Source organism: Acinetobacter lwoffii (genome assembly GCF_024129355.1).
Taxonomy (GTDB): Bacteria; Pseudomonadota; Gammaproteobacteria; order Pseudomonadales; family Moraxellaceae; genus Acinetobacter; species Acinetobacter lwoffii_I.
In genome coordinates, this window is the sequence record NZ_JAMXXP010000003.1 from 152,567 (window position 1) to 172,354 (window position 19,788).

The window sequence follows — 19,788 nt, forward strand, 5'->3', positions numbered from 1 at the left end:
TTTATTTCCCCACGACCTGAATCACGATCAAGATCATCAGTAGGACAACGACACCGAGCCCCATACTAGATGCATATTCACGCAGTGAACCGGTTTGACGTGAACTGGTAAAGCTGTGACCACCTTTAACAAGTGCAGGAAGTACCAGCCATAGGCCATCAATTGGATCACGACCAAAGATTTTCGCGAACAACAAATATGGCTTCACGAAAATGATGTCATAAAGCGTATCGAAACCAAGTGCATTACGGCAAATGTTTACCAGGCCAGCACCGACAGAAGTCGCTGCAAAACGTTTTACTGCATTGTAAGCAAAAGCGAACAAAACCACGCCTACGGCTAAACCAGCCAAAGCTACAGCAATTGCAACATACTCTGCACCATGTGCACCTGCTTCAAGCGCTTCAGGAATAATGAAGGCTGGAATTTGTGCAGCATCCAGAATGTTCATCACTGGTGCTTTCAGGACAATTGCCAGACCTGTTGAAAGGACAGCAAGAATCGCTAATGGGCCCCAGTAAGTTGCACCTTTGATTTCATGATAAGGCGTGTTTTCTTTGCCGAAGAATACAACCCAGATTAAACGGAATGTATAAATAGACGTTAAGAATGCACCTGCAACACCAACCCAGTACAGCGTGTTATACACTGGTAAGCCAGCAATATGACTTTGCGTCCACACTGCAGCAAGAATCGCATCTTTTGAGAAGAAACCAATGGTCAGGAATGGAATCGCTGCCAATGCACCGCCACCAATCGCGAAACATGCGAACAGGAATTTGTTCTTGTAGAACAAACCGCCCATCTTGAAGATGTTTTGTTCGTGATGGTAAGCCAGAATCACCGCACCAGACGACAAGAACAATAATGCCTTGAAGAATGCGTGAGTCAGCATATGGAACAGACCTGCCTGGTATGCTTCAGCACCCACCGCCATAAACATATAACCCAGCTGACTCATGGTTGAGTAAGCCAGAATACGTTTGATGTCGGTTTGAACCAATGCAGCAAAACCAGCAACCAGCAAGGTCACCGCACCTGTGATCGAAATAAATACCATCACTTCTGGCGCAAGTTCAAATACTGCAAACAGACGGCAGCACAGGTAAACACCCGCGGTGACCATGGTTGCAGCATGGATCAATGCAGAAACAGGGGTTGGACCTGCCATTGCATCGGCTAACCATGTTTGTAATGGGATTTGTGCAGATTTACCTGCCGCACCCAAGAACAATAACAATGCTGTCCAGATGGTCAGTGAAGAACTTTGTGTCATTACAGTCGCTGCATTTTCAACGATGTATTGAATGTTCAAGGTACCAAATTGCTGGAAGATCAGGAACATGGCAATCAGCAGGAACACGTCACCGATACGGGTCACGGTAAATGCCTTGATTGCCGCCAGACCATTTGCAGGGTTCTGGTAGTAATAACCGATCAGCAGGTATGAACACAGACCTACACCTTCCCAACCCAGGAATAACAACGCCAGGTTGTCACCCAAGACCAACAATAACATGCTGGCAACGAACAGGTTGAAGTAAGAGAAGAAACGTGCAAAGTCTTCTTCACCGCGCATGTACCATGATGCAAAGATGTGAATTAAGAAACCCACGCCTGTCACCATGCCCAGCATCAATAAAGACAAGCCATCCAGTTGCAAGCTGATGCCCGGAGCAAAACCGCCAACACTGAACCAGGTCCAAAGATGTTGTACTACTGCAGTTGAACCATTATTCACAAAGTCCATACCCGCAATCAGTGCGAACAGTGCAGATAAACCGACTGCACCGACACCAATGATCGCTGCAACAGATTCCGGAAGCTTGTTGCGCCCCGCCGCTAACAGGACAAAACCAATGAGCGGAAATAAAATTGTTAGATATAAATAACTCATCCGCGCATCTCACTAGCAGCATCCACATCCAGGTGATGGAAGCGATGATAGAACTGAAGGACGATCGCAAGACCAATACAAGCCTCTGCCGCAGCAAGCGTCAGGATCAGGATAAACATGATCTGACCATCTGGCTGTGCCCATGCACTGCCCGCCAGGACGAACGCTAAAGCAGCAGCGTTCATCATGATTTCAAGGCTCATTAAAATAAATAGTAGGTTGCGTCGCACCATTACACCGTAAAAACCCAGTGCAAAGAGAATAGATGCAACGATCAAACCATGCTCTAAAGGGATGTTGCCCATTATTCTTTTTCCTCTTCTGCATCTGGTTCACGTTTACCTAAATGGAATGCAGCTACCAGGGCAGCAAGCAATAACATCGCGGCAACTTCAACCAACAACAAGTATTGCGTAAAGAGTGCTTGACCCACTGCTTTCGGGCCCACCATTTCTGTACCCATTACCAGTGAAGCTTGTGTGTAATCAGAGTTTAATACCCATACCAGTACCAAGCCGATCAGGAAGCTCATCAACGCCGGATAAGCCCAAGCCGATGAAGTCAACCATTTACGTTCTTGTTCAACGGTCTGCTCACCCAGGTTCAGCATCATTACCACGAACACGAACAACACCATGATCGCGCCCGCATAAACGATCACTTCCAGCGCACCAGCGAATGGCGCACCCACGATCAGGAACATGCCTGCGACTGCAAGCAATGACACGATCAGACTTAATAAAGCATGTACCGGATTCGCGTTAGTGACCACGCGAACCGTAGAGACAATGGCCACGAGGGCCATTAAATAAAATGGCCACATCATGGTAATAGACTCCGTACATCAACAGGTGCACTTTCACGCTGTGCTTGACCTTTGTCCTTACCAGCAACTGCCATACCGGTGACACGGTAGAAGTTATAGTCAGGATATTTACCAGGACCAGAAATCAGCAGGTGTTCTTTTTCATAGACCAAGTCCTGACGAACATATTCGCCAAGCTCGAAGTCCGGGGTCATCTGAATCGCAGTGGTTGGACACGCTTCTTCACACATACCGCAGAAAATACAACGCGAGAAGTTGATACGGAAAAATTCCGGATACCAGCGACCATCTTCACGTTCTGCTTTTTGTAGTGAAATACAGCCTACCGGACAGGCAACCGCACACAGGTTACATGCCACACAGCGTTCTTCGCCATCAGGGTCGCGTGTCAATACGATACGACCACGGAAGCGTGGTGGCACAATTTCTTCGGCCGGCACTTCCGGATATAAAATGGTGTCACGTTTACGTGTTGCGTGGCTGAACACCATCCACAACGAACGAACGATTGACCCGAATCCAGCTAGAAATTTAAACATTTTGTTCTCCCTGCTGTCTTAGGCCTGATTCATCAGAATCACAGCACCAGTTACCAAAAGGTTAACCAACGCCAATGGCAAGCAAATTTTCCAACCAAAGTTCATCACCTGGTCATAACGTGGACGCATTAAAGAACCACGCGCCAGTACAAACATCATTACAAAGAATGCTGTTTTGATAATGAACCAGAATGCTGCTGGAAGGAACGGAATATCAAGGTTGAATGGCGCAAGCCAGCCACCGAAGAATAAAGTCACGATCAATGCAGAGATCAGTACCACGTTGACGTATTCCGCAACGAAGAACATCCCCCATTTCATACCGCCGTATTCGACATGGTAACCTTCTGCCAGTTCCTGTTCTGCTTCTGGTTGGTCAAATGGGTGACGATGCGTTACCGCCACACCTGCAACCACGAAGATCAAGAAACCTAGGAACTGAGGAATCACAAACCAGACATCTTTTTGCGCTTCAACGATTTCACGCATGTTGAATGAACCGGCAATTGCCACCACACCCATCAACGAGATACCCAAGAACACTTCATACGAAATGGTTTGAGCTGCAGAACGTAAACCGCCCAGTAAGGCATATTTGTTGTTTGATGACCAGCCACCGAACAGGACTGCATAAACTGCAATACCCGCCATTGCCATAAAGAACAACAGGCCGATGTTCATGTCTGCTACACCTAAATAAGGTGATACAGGAATAACCATGAACGACAGCACCGCAGTTGCCATCGCAACTGCTGGCGCCATACGGAAAGTCAATTTGTCAGCAAACTTAGGTGTCCAGTCTTCCTTGAACATGATTTTCAGCATGTCGGCAACAATCTGGAACATACCACCCGGACCAACACGGTTCGGACCGTAACGGTCTTGCCACAAGCCGAGTAAACGACGTTCAATAAAAGACATCAACGCAGCGATCAGTACTACAACCAGCAAGATCACAATCGCTTGAATGACTGAATAGGCAATTGGCCAGTTTTCAGCCCACAGCGGCGTTTGACGGATTAATTCTTGTTCCATGAATTACACTCCTACCGCGACTGAAACAGGCTCTGCAAGAGATACCGTCGGTGCCAGACCGATTGGGTAGCCAATATAACCTGTCGGTAAATATTCAATCACTTGAACTGGAAGAACGATTGATGTCTCACCTGCTTTCACCGTGATTGTCTGACCATCTTGAACATTCAGGCGCGCTGCATCCTGCTCACCCACTGCAAATACCGCTTCAGGAATACGCGTTTCCATCGCTGGTGTTTTTACCGTGAATTCACCTGAACCAAAAATATGGTGCATCGGTACTAGACGGAAGCTTTCAGCATTGACCAGAACAGGTGCCGGTGCAACGAATGTACGTGCCGGACGTTTTGCCAAACGGTCGAATAAACGAACGCCTGAATCACCACCTTTCAGTGAACCACCCACAGTTTCCTGGAACTTGTTCCAAGCTTGTGGCGAGTTCCAGCCTGCAGACCATGCAAATGGAACCAGTGGAGATGGAGTCTGGTCTCCGACATAACCTTCCATCGAGAATGTTAATGCAGAGTCTTTATCTGTAGGCTGTTTTGGCTCATGGACAGACAATGGCGAACGCATTGAAGTACGACCTGAGTAACGACGTGGTTCACGTGCCACTTTCAAGCCATGAACACGGAAGCCCGCATCAGGTGCAACATCCAGAATGCCTTCAAGCGCAGGAACGTTTTTCGCCACTGACTCGATCACATCATCCAGTAAAGTCCAAGAAATCGCTTTGCCTTTTACGCCTGTTTCCAGAGCATGTAACCAGCGCCAAGATTCCTTGATCGCCAATTCAGGATTGTAGTAGCTTGGGTCATACACTTGGTAGAAACGTTGTGCACGGCCTTCTTGAGAAACGACAGTACCATCACCTTCAGCAAACGATGCAGCAGAAAGTACGATGTCGGCTTTTTTCACTGTTGCAGTTTCAGAGTGATCCAGTACGATCACATCTTTACCTGCAAGTGCAGCATCGACCTGTACAGCAGGAAGACGACGGTAAAGGTCGTTTTCAACCACAATCACAGTATCGTAATCTTGTGCAAATGCTTGCTCTAGGCTTTGACCACCAAAGATTGCCATACCCATCGAGTTCACTTCAGGAACCGTCAAGGTCAGACCTGCATTACCCAGATTCTGTGCAACTTGTGCAGCAGCTTCCATAATGGCAGGATCTTGCAAGCTTGTACCTGAGATGATCAGTGGTTTCTTCGCAGCTTTTAAAGTGTCCGCAATGGTTTGTGCAAATGCTTTGGCATCGTCATCTAAACCAAGAATCGTTTCACCCGCAACTGCTGCAGCAACTGCAAAACCTAAACGTGCAATGTCGTTTGGAGAAGCAACTACTTCACCTTCAGCAACATCAGACAAACGGGTTTGTGTCGCAGCCAGGATGTAAATCGGAGATTTCGCATCTTGTGCAATACGTTGTACCGGTTCAGCCAACCACTCTTGCGTACGGCGCTCTGCCGCCATCTCTTTGCCTTTATTTTTCGCAGCCTGGCGAACAGATAAAGCCATACGTGGCGCAGTTTGTGTCAGGTCTTCACCCAAAATTAACACAGCATCGTAGCTTTCAATTTCACGCATGTTCGGGTTGTAAACACCCTCGGTTTGCATGATAGAAGCAGCAAGTTCAACCAGGTTTTGCTCTTTTTGAGATAGACCTGTTGAGAATTTCTCTTGACCCACCAACTCACGAAGTGCGAAGTTCGACTCAAGTGATGCACGCGGTGAACCAATACCCAATACTTTTTTGCCCTGGATATTTGCAATGACCGTGTCTAGTGCTGCATCAACTGAAACAGTTTCAACAGTTGCACCTTGACGGAATTGTGGTTGACGCGGACGGTCTTCACGGTTCACATAACCTGTACCGAAACGGCCTTTGTCGCATAGGAAGTATTGGTTGACTTCACCGTTATAACGGTTTTCTACGCGGCGAAGTTCGCCATAACGTTCACCCGGAGAGATGTTACAACCTGAAGAACAGCCTTGGCATACGCTTGGCGCATACTGCATGTCCCATTTACGGTTGTAGCGAGCCGAATGAGTTTTGTCGGTGAATACACCTGTTGGACAGACTTCAGTCAGGTTACCCGAGAATTCAGACTCTAGAGTGCCTGATTCAGGACGACCAAAGTACACACGTGATGCGTTGGCATACACGCCGAAGTCCGTACCACCTGCGTAGTCTTTGTAATAACGCACACAACGGTAACACGCGATACAACGGTTCATTTCGTGAGAAATGAATGAGCCAAGCTCCTGGTTGTAATGGGTACGTTTGGTGAAACGGTAGCGACGACGGTCATGCTGCGTCATTACAGTCATATCTTGTAAATGACAGTGACCACCTTCTTCACAGACTGGACAGTCGTGCGGGTGGTTGGTCATCAAGAATTCAACAATCGAAGCACGGAAATCTTTGGCTTCTTTGTCTTCAATCGAGATGTAGGTATTGTCAGATGCAGGCGTCATACATGACATGACCAAACGGCCACGCGTATCTTCTGGATTCGCGTACTGGGTCACGGCACATTGACGGCAAGAACCGACAGAACCTAAGGATGGATGCCAACAAAAGTATGGGATATCAATGCCAAGACTCAAACATGCTTGTAGCAAGTTTTCCGAGCCGTTGACTTCATACGATTTGCCATCGACATGAATTGTAGCCATAGTCGAATTCCTTAAGCTTGTTCTACGTTGCTGGTTTGAGCGGCGGCATTCACAACCTTCGCTTCAAATTCGCCACGGAAATATTTGAGTGCGCCCATAAGCGGCTCCATTGCACCCGGTGCGTGGGCACAGAAAGTTTTACCAATCCAAAGCTTACGAGTCAGTTCTTGTAAGTGATCGATATCTTCTTTCTTACCTGTGCCATCTTCCAGTGCTTTCAGCGCTTTCACAGCCCAAGGTAAGCCATCACGGCAAGGCGTACAGAAACCACATGATTCGCGTGCAAAGAATTCTTCTAGGTTACGTGTCGCTGAAACCATACATTGGGTTTCATCTACCACCATCAATAAGCAAGTTCCTAAACGCGAACCTGCCTTCATGATGCTTTCCGCATCCATAGGAAGATCAATATGCTCGGCAGCCAGGAAGTCAGTTGATGCACCGCCCGGTAACCATGCTTTCAGTTTCAAACCGTCGCGCATACCACCAGCATGTTCTTCAATCACTTCACGTGCTGTCGTACCAAATGGAAGCTCCCATAGACCCGGGAATTTTACCTTACCTGATGCACCATAAATCTTGGTGCCTGGATCTTTCGACTTACCCGCAGACAAGTTGATATACCATTCAGGACCACGCAGCATGATGGCTGGTAAGTTGTTGTAGGTCTCTACGTTGTTGACAATCGTAGGACGACCCCAAGCACCTGCAACTTGCGGGAATGGCGGTTTAGTACGCGGGTTGGCACGGCGACCTTCTAGCGAGTTAATCAATGCAGTTTCTTCACCGCAGATATAACGACCCGCACCGGTATGCACGTGTAACTCGAAGTTCCAGCCTGTACCAAGGATGTTATCCCCTAAGTAACCTTTGGCACGAACTTGCTCAAGTGCTTCATTTAAGTACTGAGCAGCTTCAATGTACTCGCCACGGATAAAGATATAACCGTGTGTTGCTTCAAGCGTATAGCCTGCAATCAGCATGCCTTCGATCAATTGATGCGGAAGATCTTCCATCAACAAACGGTCTTTAAAGGTACCTGGTTCCATCTCATCGGCATTACAAATCAGGTAACGTGGACCTGAGTTGTCGTTTGGCGCCATGAGTGACCATTTAATGCCTGCCGGGAAGCCTGCACCACCACGACCTTTAACAGTCGCTGCCTTAACCACTTCCAATACATCTTTAGGCGACATGGTCAGTGCTTTTTTAAAGCCTGCATAACCTTCCAGCGCTTCGTAATCATCTGCATTACGCACGTTGGCTTGTTTGCTTAAACGCCATGTTAATGGATGCGTTTCCGGGTTACCGTCGCCATAAATTGGTTTTGGTTCAGTATTCATACATACTTCTCCAACAGCTGTTTCACCGAAGTCACTTCAACCAGACCGTGCGTGTCTTCATCAATCATTAAGGTTGGACCTTTGTCACAGTTGCCCAGGCAGCAAATTGGCAGCAAAGTGAAACGACCATCTGCAGTCGTTTGACCAAATTGGATTCCTAATTCGCGCTGGAATGCTTCTGCCAAAGTTTCCGCACCCATCAAGAAACACGCAATCGAATCACATAACAAAATTACGTGACGACCGACCGGCTGACGGTAAATACGGTTATAGAACGTTGCCACACCTTCAAGGTCTGCAACGCTCATGCTCAGCATTTGTGCGATGGCATTCATTTGCGCATCATCTACCCAGCCATTACGGCGTTGTACACACTTTAGCGCATCTAGACACGCTGCACGTGGGTATGGGTAGTGCCCCATGTGATGTTCGATATCGTGAATTTCGTCAGCAGTCAAAATTCCTTCAACATTCACACGTGGCTTTTTATCAGTCAAAATCATCATAATGCGTTTACCCCTTAGCGATCCACGTCAGCCATTACGACGTCAATGGTCGCTAAATAAATGATTAAGTCAGACATTAAGCTGCCGTTAATCACAGAAGGCATTTGCTGTAAATGCGTGAAGGTTGGTGTACGGATACGGGTACGGTAACTCATGGTTGACTTGTCTGAAGTCAAGTAGTAGTTCGACGCGCCTTTCACCACTTCCGCCATCACAGATGCTTCACCCGCCGGCATTACAGGACCCCAAGATACACTCAGGAAGTGCGTAATCAAGGTTTCAATATCTTGTAATGTCTTGTCTTTTGGTGGTGGAACAGCCAGTGGATGGTCTGCTTTGTACGCACCAGACGGCATATTATCTAAACATTGTTTGATAATTTTCAGTGATTCTTCGATTTCACGGTAGTGAACGATGACACGTGCATAGGCATCGCCTTCGTACTCCACTGGCACTTCGAAGTCGTAATTTTCATAACCGCTATATGGACGGTATTTACGTACGTCAAAGTCGATACCTGTAGCGCGTAGACCTGTACCTGTTACACCCCAAGCCAATGCAGATTTTGCATCGTATTGCGCAACATTACGGGTACGACCCACAAACACCGAGTTTTTCAGCGCCGCAGTATGGTATTCCTTCAAACGTTTTGGCATCCAGTCCAGGATTTCACGGATCAAGTGCTGCCAGTTGTTTGGAAGGTCATGTGCTGTACCACCGATACGGAACCATGCCGGGTGCATACGGTAACCGGTGATCGCTTCGATCGCGTCATAGATTTTTTGACGATCGGCGAACATGTAGAAGACTGGCGTCATACCGCCGGCATCTTGAATTGCAGTACCGATAAACAGCAAGTGGTTATTGATACGGAACAGTTCAGACATCATCACGCGGATACATTGCGCACGGTCAGGTACAGTAATACCGGCCATTTGCTCTACGCCAAGCACGTAAGGCATGTTTTGCGCACAACCACCGAGGTAGTCAACACGGTCTGTATACGGAATGAATGAATGCCAGGTTTGACGTTCAGCCATCTTTTCCACACCACGGTGGTGATAACCGATATCAGGTACACAGTCTTTCACTTCTTCACCGTCCAGCTGCAAGATCACACGGAACGCACCGTGCGCAGATGGATGGTTCGGACCCAAGTTCAGGAACATGAAGTCTTCATCGGCATTGCCGCGCTTCATACCCCAATCTTCAGGGACGAAACGAAGATGTTCCTGTTCGTAGTCCTGTTTGGCTTTATCTTGCAAATACGGCGTATATTCAGTCGCACGTGCAGAATATTCTTTACGTAGCGGATGACCTTCCCAATAGGTTGGCAACAAGATACGACGGAGCATTGGATGCCCTTCGAAATTGATCCCGAACATATCGTAAGCTTCACGTTCGTACCAGTTGGCATTTGGCCAAATATTGGTTGCCGTCGGAAGATTCAAATCGCTTTCTGCTAAGGCAACTTTAATACGAATGTCAGTATTACGCTCGAGCGACAACAGGTGATAGAACACGGTGAAGTCAGACGCAGGTAAACCGTCGCGGTGCGTACGCAGACGCTCATCTACCGCTGACAAGTCGAACAACATCACGTAAGGACGTGACACTGTACGCAAGAACATTAAAACTTCTTGTACACGTGCGCGCTCAACCCAGACTGTCGGGAAATCCTCGAAAGTCGTTTGCACAAAGAAGTTCTCACCAAATTTGGTTTTGAGTTCTTCAATGATGGCAAATGCTGGGCGTGAATCAACAGGCGTTGATTCTGGCATAGCAATGTCAGTTTCAGCCATTGGCTTGGCTTCCTATTTAATACAAATTCAGTCAATCTAAACGACAATTACACCCATAGCGGGTGCACAACAAAACAACCTGTCGTTTAAATTATTTAATTTCATCCATTGAGCGCAGATTTTTCACAGCAACACGCTGGTCTTTCTTACGGTCACGTTCCGGCATCATCTTTGGCTTATACACTGGCTTAAGATCATCACCGATCACCGCAGAAAGCGGACGACGCTCTAGTTGAATCTGGTCTTGCAACAGCATCAATGCCTGAATCAAAGCTTCAGGACGTGGTGGGCAACCTGGAATATACACATCGACCGGGATGATTTTATCCACACCTTGTACGACTGAATAAATATCGTACATACCACCTGAGTTGGCACATGCACCCATTGAAATGACCCATTTCGGTTCAAGCATCTGTTCATACAGACGTTGAATTACTGGCGCCATTTTCACAAAGCATGTACCCGCCACAATCATTAAGTCCGCCTGACGCGGTGAAGCACGGATAACCTCGGCACCAAAACGTGACAAGTCATGCACGCCGGTCAAGGTCGTTGCATATTCCACGTAGCAGCAAGATGTACCAAAGTTAAATGGCCAAACTGAGTTTTTACGACCCCAGTTGACTGCTGTATGTACCACATCCTCTAAGCGAGTCATGAATACATTTTTATTCACTTCCTCTTCTAGCAACGGATCTTCTACAACAATACGTTCCTGAAGTGGATATTGGTCAGCATTCGGATTCGCACGGGTTAATGTATATTTCATCCCGTCTTACTCCTTATCAGATAATTGAGTTTGTGACTTTTTCACAAAACCAGATGATTGAGCCGGGATTTGACCCGTTGGATCCATCACCAATTCTTCAATCGAGTTGAAGCGCGTAATTTCTGCAAGATCCATATTTGGCGAACCAATCTTAGCTTTAATTCCTGCTGCCTTACGTCTGTCTGAAGGTGCCCAATTGAGTGCGCCTGTCGATAATTCGTAAATCAAACCAACAAGTAAAACTATGATAAAGATAGCTGCAGTTGCAAAACCAATCCAACCTACCTCACGAACAGAAACTGCCCATGCATATAGATAAAGTGCTTCTAAATCAAACACCACAAAGAAAATTGCAACTAAATAGAACTTTGCAGACAAGCGGATACGAGCTCCACCTGCGCTAACTACACCTGACTCAAACTGCTCCTGCTTGGCACGGCCCCATGATTTACCCCCGAGGAGTAATGGGACAGTCAGCATAAAGACGCATAAAAATGTAACGCCGATCACGAAGGCAATAATTGCCCATTCGTATGGAGTAATAGCACTCATGCGGGGATAACTCCTGGCAGGCCTATTTGTTAACAAAGAATGTATGTATTGGCCTTCAAATACACCAAACACAAAATTAATCCCGCCAATTGTACCTGATTTTGGATTTCACTTGCTAGTTTATAAGCCTTAGTCTTTGGGATGATTTTTTAGACATTTCAGCATTTAATTTGACTTTAATCATTCAGAATTCGTTTTAATCGTTTTCCCAAATTAAATTTTAATTATCTATTAATTTTTCTATAAAGAGCACTTCCAGAAAATAGGCTGATCGATGAGCTGCTTTTCTCGCCCACCCATTTAGATATAGTCTTTTTCACTATTGAATCCAAGTTAAATCGGATAAAAACTTATTTTAACAACTATTTTTTCTTTTAAACCAATTGATTTAACTTGATATTTAATGTGATTTTTTATATTTAACTGTTGCTTTACCCCCTGCAGCTACTTGGTAATCTTGGATTGGCAATTGTGTCTTTTTGCAACATGCTCAACGGACTGATTCAGAATATGTTATTTCTATTTCTAAACCACATCATGACATTAATAAAGTAACAATAAGGAGTCCTTGCATGTCTCTACGCTTTTCCCATCGACCTAATTATTTTTTATTTGCTCAATTACTGGTTCGCCATATAGAAAATTACATCCAGAAAAATCCCAACATAAGCCAAGCAGCTTTTGACTTACGTGACATCCATGCACTTTTTCAAGAGGACCATGCTTCTTCCAGCATCAATCTGGATGGCATTATGAATATCGCTGACGAATATAAAGTCGAAACGTTATCAGGCGACCAAAAACTGATTCAGCGTTATAACGTCGATGCGAAAAATACCAAACTGGTGATCGACTTTAACTCTGAAGCGCTACAAAGCTTAAAAGAGGGTAAATCACTCATTGAACCTGATGCGACCATTCAGGAATAAAAATCGCTCCTAATAAAAAACGATGCCGATGCATCGTTTTTTATGACTAAAATCATTTATACAATATCAAGCTAAATGATCACTCGCTTCCTCAGGCTTTTTTTCTAGCATCTTGCGCTTACTCTTCTTGACATAACGCTGTGCCGGCCAGGTCATGGTAAAACGCGCGCCACCCAGCGTCGGACTTTGATCCACCTGAATCGTACCACCAAACCAGTACGCAATCCGGCTGACAATCGACAAACCTAAACCATAACCACCCGAAGCACGGGTGCGGCTGTCATCCAGCCGGGCAAAGGCTTCAAAGACCCGGGCACGATCCACTTCCGGAATTCCCGGGCCATCATCTTCAACAGAGACATAGGCCTGACCATCCTGATCCAGACCACCACTGATCAGCACCTTATTGTCGCAATAACGCACCGCATTGCCGACCAGATTCTGAATTACGCGATGCAGATAACGGCGTTCTGCCTCAACCACCACATCAGGCATTGAATGTAGCTCAATGATTTTCTGGGTTTTTAATGCTTCAGTTTCCAGAGCTACCTGATTCAGCACTTCAAACAGATTGACCTTTTCAAACTCGATCGAAGGCATGCCCTGTTCTAGCTTGGCATAGGTCATGATCTCGTCAATCAGGGTATTCAGCGCCTCAATATCTTTATCAATCTGTTCGACCTGTTGCAGACGATAATCGTAATCATCTTCATCTGCCATCATTTCCACACCAAAACGAATCCGCGCCACTGGTGTACGAAGTTCATGCGACACCGCACGCATCAATTCACGTTGGGCTTCAATCAGGCGCTGAATATGATCAGACATATTGTTAAAGCTAGAGGCCAGCGTTGCCATTTCGTCACTTCCTTCTACAGGAAGACGCAATGACATATTACCGGTTTTCATTTTGTTTAAGGCATAGCTGACTTCACGCAACTTGCGCTGCATTGGCACCAGCAAACCATACCCCCCCAGACTCAGCACAAACAGGCTCAATAAGGTAATACCAGTCGCTAACTGGAATGGCATCCAGTTAAACAATGGCACCGGTCCCATCACCAAGACTTGTGAGGTCGAACCTGGAATTGGCGAAATAATTGAAATGGTGGTGCCACGGATTGAGGCACTATCCCGATACAGGATAATACTGTGATCAAGACGCAAGCGCCCGATCTGCTCGGAATCTAAAGGTAGATTCTGGACGTTTTCGATGGAAACCGGATAAGAAAAATAATCCTGAATACGAGCCAGGTATTCTTTTTCCTGACCTGGATAGTAGACCAGATAATCCAGGATAAAGACTGGTAAGGCCTTCATCTGGCGCTCAGTAATGCTGTCGGCCTTAATATAAAGGTAATGACCCGGGTCATCGCGCAGCCCCACCACAATATAGGCAATACCCGATTCGGCGTCCCAACGCACCACAGCCTTACGTTCGGCAATACGGCGTCCTTCAGCACGGGTAATGTCGACCTTGCTGGCTTCTACATAGTGAATGGGCAATTCCAGCAAATCGGAGGCATCAGAAACCCAATCCATTTTTTGCTGGAGATTTGGCTGGCGTGCAACCCCTTCACTGATGATATATGCCATACCATCAGTCAGGGATTCGCGATATTCTTGCGCACGCTGATAGTTGATAATCTGTACCAACAGATAGCCGAACACCGCCACCAAGACGACAAGGATGACGAGTCCTGCGTATATACGCAAAAATATACTGTGTTTAAACACCTATAATTTATCCTGCTTGTTCAAGCAACAAACCACATTTGCTTAAAGACCATTGGTCTCTTTAACAAAAAGATAACCCTTACTACGTACTGTTTTAATACGCTTCGGATTTTCTGGATCGTCACCGATTTTTGGACGGATACGAGAAATACGCACATCAATTGAACGGTCTTGGCCGTCATATTCAATGCCGCGTAGACGCTCAAAGATATCTTCACGTGACAGGATGCGGCCCGCATTTGAAGCCAGCAGCCACAACAGGTCATATTCTGCACTGGTAAAGTCAACCAGCTCACCATTTAAGGTCACTGAACGACCACCATTGTCGATCACCAGGTCATCAAATTCGATGCGCTGAGCCACTTCATCTTCAGGCACTTTGTCAGTACGGCGTAATAAAGCACGAATACGAGCCAATAGGACACGTGGCTGAACCGGTTTAGCGACATAGTCGTCCGCACCCATTTCCAGACCTAAGACCTGATCCATATCTTCAGTACGTGCAGTCAGCATTAAAATCGGTTGATGATAATGTGGACGAACTTCACGACAGATGGTCAAACCATCAGCACCTGGCAACATGACATCTAGAACCACCATGTCTGGTTGCTCAGCAATAATACGACGAATAGCACGGTTGCCATCCGGCTCTACCCCAACCTCAAGTCCGTTACGAATGAGGTATTCTTGCGTTAAACGAGCAAGACGCTCGTCATCTTCAACAATTAAAATTTTGGGTAACTTTTCTTCTTGGCTCATGTATTGCCCCTTATTTGGTGGATCTACGCTATAGGCGTATCCTTTTGAAATCCAATAGATACGTTTTTAATATGCTTGCAATATACACACGTTTACATTGTAAACAAGATAGCGTTCACCAAACTGATACATCAAAATAGCATTTTGTAATATTTTATCGGGCACTTTTTGGACAATTATGCTTGAAACAGTGGCTTAGATCTGATTTTCGATTTACACAACTCTCACATGGACAAAATATGACTGCTTGATTCAGCAGTTTTTAGTTATCCACAGTGTTATCTATAAGCAGTTTCTTTGGACTTTGTTATGCTATGCCTTGCCTGATAAGGCTTATACAAAAATCAATAAAAATAGCGATATTTTTGCAATGATTAAAGCACAACTTAAGAAAAATATTTAGCTAAATGTCAATATTGATCTACCCTAAATTTTCCCGTATCTTGTGTTCAATTAATTTTAAAACCACTAGGTCTTGTGTTTATTCCTCAAATACTGTGGCATAGAATTTGCCCAGTTCAAACGGTCCATAAACATAAAAATAGATGACAATGGAGCTATGCTAAATGAGCGTAATCACTTCAACTCCTGGTCAACTTCAGGTGATTAAACGCACCGGTGATGTTGCCGCTTTTGATGCAGAAAAAATTTCTGTCGCAATTGGTAAAGCGTTTTTGGCGGTTGAAGGCCAACAAAGCGCTGACTCGAGCCGGATCCATGATCGTATCGAGCAACTGACGGAAATGGTATTAAATACCTTTAAACGTCGTTTACCTTCTGGCGGAACGATTCATATTGAAGAAATTCAAGACCAAGTTGAACTTGCGCTAATGCGTACGGGCGAACAGAAAGTTGCACGCTCTTATGTCATTTACCGTGAACAACGTTCTGAAGCACGTAAACAGTTAGGTGCTCATCATCACCCGACCCTGCAAATTACTGATGCTGAAGGCAAACTTAAGCCACTGGATTTAAGTGCTTTAACTGCGCATGTTACTAAAGCAGCAGAAGGCCTTGAAGGCATTGATGTACAAGCGATTGTCGATGAGACTGTGAAAAACTTGTACAACGGCGTAAAAGAGTCTGACATCTCGACCACGATGATGATGGCGACCCGTACCCGTATCGAGCAAGAACCTAACTATACGTATGTGACTGCACGTTTGTTACGTGATGACCTGGTTGCAACTGGTTTGAAATTCCTGGGTCTGTCTACAGAGACCAATGAAGGCGATGCACTTGAGACTTTCCTGAAGAAAGGGATCGAGCTTGAGCTGCTTTCTCCAGAATTGCTGAACTTTGACCTTGCGAAATTGGCAGCGGCGATTCAACCAGAACGCTCGAACCAGTTTACCTACTTAGGTCTGCAAACCTTATTTGACCGTTACTTCATTCATTCAGATGGCGTACGTTTCGAATTACCGCAATTGTTCTTTATGCGTGTTTCTATGGGCTTGTCGCTCAATGAAGAAAACCGTGAAGACCGCGCGATTGAGTTCTATAACTTATTGTCTAGCTTCGACTACATGGCATCGACGCCTACCCTGTTTAACTCAGGTACGCTACGTCCACAGTTGTCTAGCTGCTACTTAACAACCATTGATGATGACCTGTATGACATTTATGGCGCGATGCGTGATAACGCAATGCTGTCTAAATGGGCAGGCGGTTTGGGTAATGACTGGACGCCAGTCCGTGCCTTGAACTCATACATCAAAGGGACTAACGGTAAATCTCAAGGTGTAGTTCCGTTCTTGAAAGTAGCGAACGATACGGCTGTTGCGGTTAACCAAGGTGGTAAGCGTAAAGGTGCAGTTTGTGCATACTTAGAAACCTGGCACCTAGACATCGAAGAATTCTTGGAACTGCGTAAGAACACCGGTGATGACCGTCGTCGTACCCACGACATGAACACTGCGAACTGGGTTCCTGACCTGTTCATGCAACGTGTATTCGAAGATGCGGAATGGACACTGTTCACCCCTTCTGAAACGCCTGATCTGCATGATTTGACTGGTGCTGAATTCGCTGAGCGTTATGCACATTACGAAGCGATTGCCAAAGAAACAAACATGTTGCACAAAAAAATCCGTGCAAAAGATTTGTGGCGCAAAATGCTGTCTATGCTGTTTGAAACAGGTCACCCGTGGATCACATTCAAAGATGTATGTAACCTGCGTTCACCACAACAACACGTTGGTGTAGTTCACTCTTCTAACTTATGTACAGAAATTACTTTGAACACCAGCAAAGAAGAAATCGCAGTTTGTAACCTGGGTTCAATCAACCTGGTACAACACGTTCAAGGCGGTGTACTAGATCGCGAAAAGCTTGCTCGCACAGTAAAAACTGCCGTTCGTATGCTCGACAACGTGATTGACATCAACTACTACGCTGTTCCGCAAGCGCGTAACTCGAACCTGAAACACCGTCCAGTCGGTATGGGTATCATGGGCTTCCAGGATGCACTGTATGAGATGAACCTTGCTTATGGTTCTGATGCTGCGGTTGAGTTTGCTGATGAATCGATGGAAGTGATTTCGTACTACGCGATTTCAACATCTAGCGATTTGGCTGTTGAACGTGGTACATACGAAACATTCAAAGGTTCATTGTGGGATCAAGGTATCCTACCAATCGACTCGCTTGATCTGGTTGCGAAAACTCGTCCAGAACGCATGTTCGAAGTCGACCGCACTCAACGTCTGGACTGGGATACTTTACGTGCCAAAGTTCAAAAAGACGGTATGCGTAACTCGAACGTGATGGCGATTGCACCAACAGCTACGATTTCGAACATCTGTGGCGTGTCTCAATCCATTGAGCCAACCTTCCAGAACTTGTATGTGAAATCAAACCTGTCTGGTGAATTCACAGTGATCAATCCGTACCTGGTACGTGCGTTGAAAGAACGTGGTCTTTGGGATGCTGTGATGGTCAATGACCTGAAACACTTCGAAGGTTCTGTTCAGAAGATTTCCCGTATTCCTGAAGAGCTTAAAGCCATCTTCGCGACTGCGTTTGAAGTTGAAACTCGCTGGATCGTGGATGCTGCTTCACGTCGTCAAAAATGGATCGACCAAGCGCAGTCTCTTAACCTTTACATCGCTGGTGCAAACGGCAAAAAACTGGACATCACTTACAAGATGGCCTGGTTACGTGGTCTTAAGACGACTTATTACCTTCGTGCATTGGGTGCGACTTCTGCTGAGAAATCAACCATTAACACTGGCGCATTGAACGCAGTTAAACCTGCAACTGTTGCGGCGCCTGTTGTAGCAGCAGCTCCTGTCGTTGAAGCGCAAAAACCTGAAGCTCCTGCAGAGGAAGAAGGTTTTGCTCAAGCGGCGCCAGTGCCAATGGCATGTTCGATTGACAACCCTGATTGTGAAGCTTGTCAATAAGCTTCGCTTGACCTCCCCTAACCCCTCCTAAAAGGAGGGGAATCACAGCTCAGTCATCTGACATGTGAAAGTCCCTCTTTTTAAAAGAGGGATTTAGGGAGATTAAAATAACAAACAAAGGAAACCTCAATGCCCCATATGACTCACAACTACATGTTAGGACTTGCGGCATTGCTGATTTCCTTTGGCATTACCTTTTATTTACCAATTGCTTATTTCTGGCTCAAAGTTTGCCAGCAGCGTAAACAAAATAAGTAGTTTTCTTTAGACGAATTACTTCTTTTGATTATGTCAGCAGATTAGCTGATTGCCGAAAATGAAAAAAGGGAACACCGCGTCAACGATGCTCCCCTTTTCCCTAAAGATCATTAGGCTGTCTTTAGGGCGATAACTTTTTTACCAAAAAGCTAGGGAATATTCTGAACTAGTTTAAAGCAATCGTCAAATTAGCCTTTGTTGAAAGCTCAAATTTAGGAGTATTCTCATGAGCAAATCAAATGACCGTATGGTATATCAACGTGGAAATGAATGGGTAAATAAAGCAAATGGTAATTCTACCGCTTCATCCATTCACTCAACACAACGTGATGCAATAAACTCAGCTAGAACTATGTTAAAAAACTCTGGCGGAGGAGAATTGACAATCAAAGGTACTAATCAATTGATTCGTCAAAAAGACACAATTTCCCCAGGAAATGATCCAAGAAACATAAAAGGCTAATTTATCTCTTAAAAAACAACCTCGATTTAATCGGGGTTGTTCTGTTTTTAAAAAACTATAACCGATTGATTTTATTATTTTTTTCAACGGAAAAACCAATTAAGAAATTCTACTTAAAAAACAAAAGAATAGAAGAACCATAGTCGTTTTTTCATCAAAAAAAATCTTATTACCTATTAAATTTTCGCGATCAAAACTACAATACATTCCAAATTTATTAAAAACTAAATCGCCTCGCTTAACAAATGTTCGTTGTTTCTTTAAACACCAGATAGTCCAATGTA

At 45.4% G+C, this 19,788-nt stretch carries 17 protein-coding genes; 4 read left to right on the forward strand and 13 right to left on the reverse strand.

Features of this window, described 5'->3' with window-relative positions; translation table 11 throughout:
- Nucleotide 1: 1 nt before the first annotated feature.
- From nuoL to ndhC, 11 genes are all read right to left on the reverse strand, one after another.
- Entirely contained in the window at nucleotides 2–1,897 is a 1,896-nt protein-coding gene (gene nuoL, locus NI468_RS03465; RefSeq protein WP_253099939.1) for an NADH-quinone oxidoreductase subunit L, read from the reverse strand.
- A complete protein-coding gene (gene nuoK, locus NI468_RS03470; protein ID WP_004280769.1) occupies nucleotides 1,894–2,202 on the reverse strand; it encodes an NADH-quinone oxidoreductase subunit NuoK in 309 nt (102 codons plus the stop codon). Before nuoK ends, nuoL begins: the two co-directional genes overlap by 4 nt.
- Nucleotides 2,202–2,720 (reverse strand): NADH-quinone oxidoreductase subunit J, encoded by a 519-nt coding sequence (gene nuoJ, locus NI468_RS03475; RefSeq protein ID WP_171054322.1) that lies wholly within the window; start codon nucleotides 2,718–2,720, stop codon nucleotides 2,202–2,204. The genes nuoK and nuoJ overlap by 1 nt, the downstream gene beginning before the upstream one ends.
- Complete coding sequence (gene nuoI, locus NI468_RS03480) at nucleotides 2,720–3,262, reverse strand: NADH-quinone oxidoreductase subunit NuoI (RefSeq protein WP_004280771.1); 543 nt, start codon at nucleotides 3,260–3,262, stop codon at nucleotides 2,720–2,722. The genes nuoJ and nuoI overlap by 1 nt, the downstream gene beginning before the upstream one ends.
- 18 nt (nucleotides 3,263–3,280) lie before the next feature.
- Nucleotides 3,281–4,297, reverse strand: a complete 1,017-nt coding sequence (gene nuoH, locus NI468_RS03485; RefSeq protein WP_004280772.1) for an NADH-quinone oxidoreductase subunit NuoH — start codon at nucleotides 4,295–4,297, stop codon at nucleotides 3,281–3,283.
- A 3-nt stretch (nucleotides 4,298–4,300) separates the two neighbouring features.
- A complete protein-coding gene (gene nuoG, locus NI468_RS03490) occupies nucleotides 4,301–6,979 on the reverse strand; it encodes an NADH-quinone oxidoreductase subunit NuoG (RefSeq protein ID WP_253099942.1) in 2,679 nt (892 codons plus the stop codon).
- 11 nt (nucleotides 6,980–6,990) lie between these two features.
- Nucleotides 6,991–8,322, reverse strand: coding sequence for an NADH-quinone oxidoreductase subunit NuoF (gene nuoF, locus NI468_RS03495; protein WP_044111081.1), 1,332 nt, complete (start codon nucleotides 8,320–8,322; stop codon nucleotides 6,991–6,993).
- Nucleotides 8,319–8,828, reverse strand: a complete 510-nt coding sequence (gene nuoE, locus NI468_RS03500) for an NADH-quinone oxidoreductase subunit NuoE (RefSeq protein ID WP_004280775.1) — start codon at nucleotides 8,826–8,828, stop codon at nucleotides 8,319–8,321. The genes nuoF and nuoE overlap by 4 nt, the downstream gene beginning before the upstream one ends.
- 14 nt (nucleotides 8,829–8,842) lie before the next feature.
- Complete coding sequence (nuoC, locus tag NI468_RS03505; protein ID WP_004732074.1) at nucleotides 8,843–10,630, reverse strand: NADH-quinone oxidoreductase subunit C/D; 1,788 nt, start codon at nucleotides 10,628–10,630, stop codon at nucleotides 8,843–8,845.
- 91 nt (nucleotides 10,631–10,721) lie between these two features.
- Nucleotides 10,722–11,402, reverse strand: coding sequence for a NuoB/complex I 20 kDa subunit family protein (locus NI468_RS03510; protein ID WP_004280778.1), 681 nt, complete (start codon nucleotides 11,400–11,402; stop codon nucleotides 10,722–10,724).
- A 6-nt stretch (nucleotides 11,403–11,408) separates the two neighbouring features.
- A complete protein-coding gene (ndhC, locus tag NI468_RS03515) occupies nucleotides 11,409–11,954 on the reverse strand; it encodes an NADH-quinone oxidoreductase subunit A (RefSeq protein WP_004280779.1) in 546 nt (181 codons plus the stop codon).
- Between the two features lie 572 nt (nucleotides 11,955–12,526).
- Here ndhC and NI468_RS03520 point away from each other — a divergent pair.
- On the forward strand, nucleotides 12,527–12,883 hold the full coding sequence (locus tag NI468_RS03520) for a hypothetical protein (protein WP_004645876.1): 357 nt from the start codon (nucleotides 12,527–12,529) through the stop codon (nucleotides 12,881–12,883).
- 66 nt (nucleotides 12,884–12,949) lie between these two features.
- Here NI468_RS03520 and bfmS read toward each other — a convergent pair whose 3' ends face one another.
- Both bfmS and bfmR read right to left on the reverse strand, forming a co-directional pair.
- A complete protein-coding gene (gene bfmS / locus NI468_RS03525) occupies nucleotides 12,950–14,620 on the reverse strand; it encodes a sensor histidine kinase BfmS (protein ID WP_253099945.1) in 1,671 nt (556 codons plus the stop codon).
- 42 nt (nucleotides 14,621–14,662) lie between these two features.
- Entirely contained in the window at nucleotides 14,663–15,379 is a 717-nt protein-coding gene (gene bfmR, locus NI468_RS03530; protein WP_005104084.1) for a response regulator transcription factor BfmR, read from the reverse strand.
- Between the two features lie 566 nt (nucleotides 15,380–15,945).
- On the opposite strand from bfmR, the gene NI468_RS03535 reads away from it, so the two are divergent.
- The 3 genes from NI468_RS03535 to NI468_RS03540 all read left to right on the forward strand — a co-directional run bounded on the left by NI468_RS03535 (nucleotide 15,946) and on the right by NI468_RS03540 (nucleotide 19,504).
- A complete protein-coding gene (locus tag NI468_RS03535) occupies nucleotides 15,946–18,783 on the forward strand; it encodes a ribonucleoside-diphosphate reductase subunit alpha (protein WP_005252681.1) in 2,838 nt (945 codons plus the stop codon).
- 129 nt (nucleotides 18,784–18,912) lie between these two features.
- The gene (locus tag NI468_RS16255) at nucleotides 18,913–19,041 is read left to right on the forward strand and encodes a hypothetical protein (protein WP_005104087.1); all 129 of its coding nucleotides are present in this window, start codon (nucleotides 18,913–18,915) and stop codon (nucleotides 19,039–19,041) included.
- 226 nt (nucleotides 19,042–19,267) lie between these two features.
- On the forward strand, nucleotides 19,268–19,504 hold the full coding sequence (locus tag NI468_RS03540) for a DUF2188 domain-containing protein (RefSeq protein WP_005104088.1): 237 nt from the start codon (nucleotides 19,268–19,270) through the stop codon (nucleotides 19,502–19,504).
- Nucleotides 19,505–19,788 lie beyond the last annotated feature (284 nt).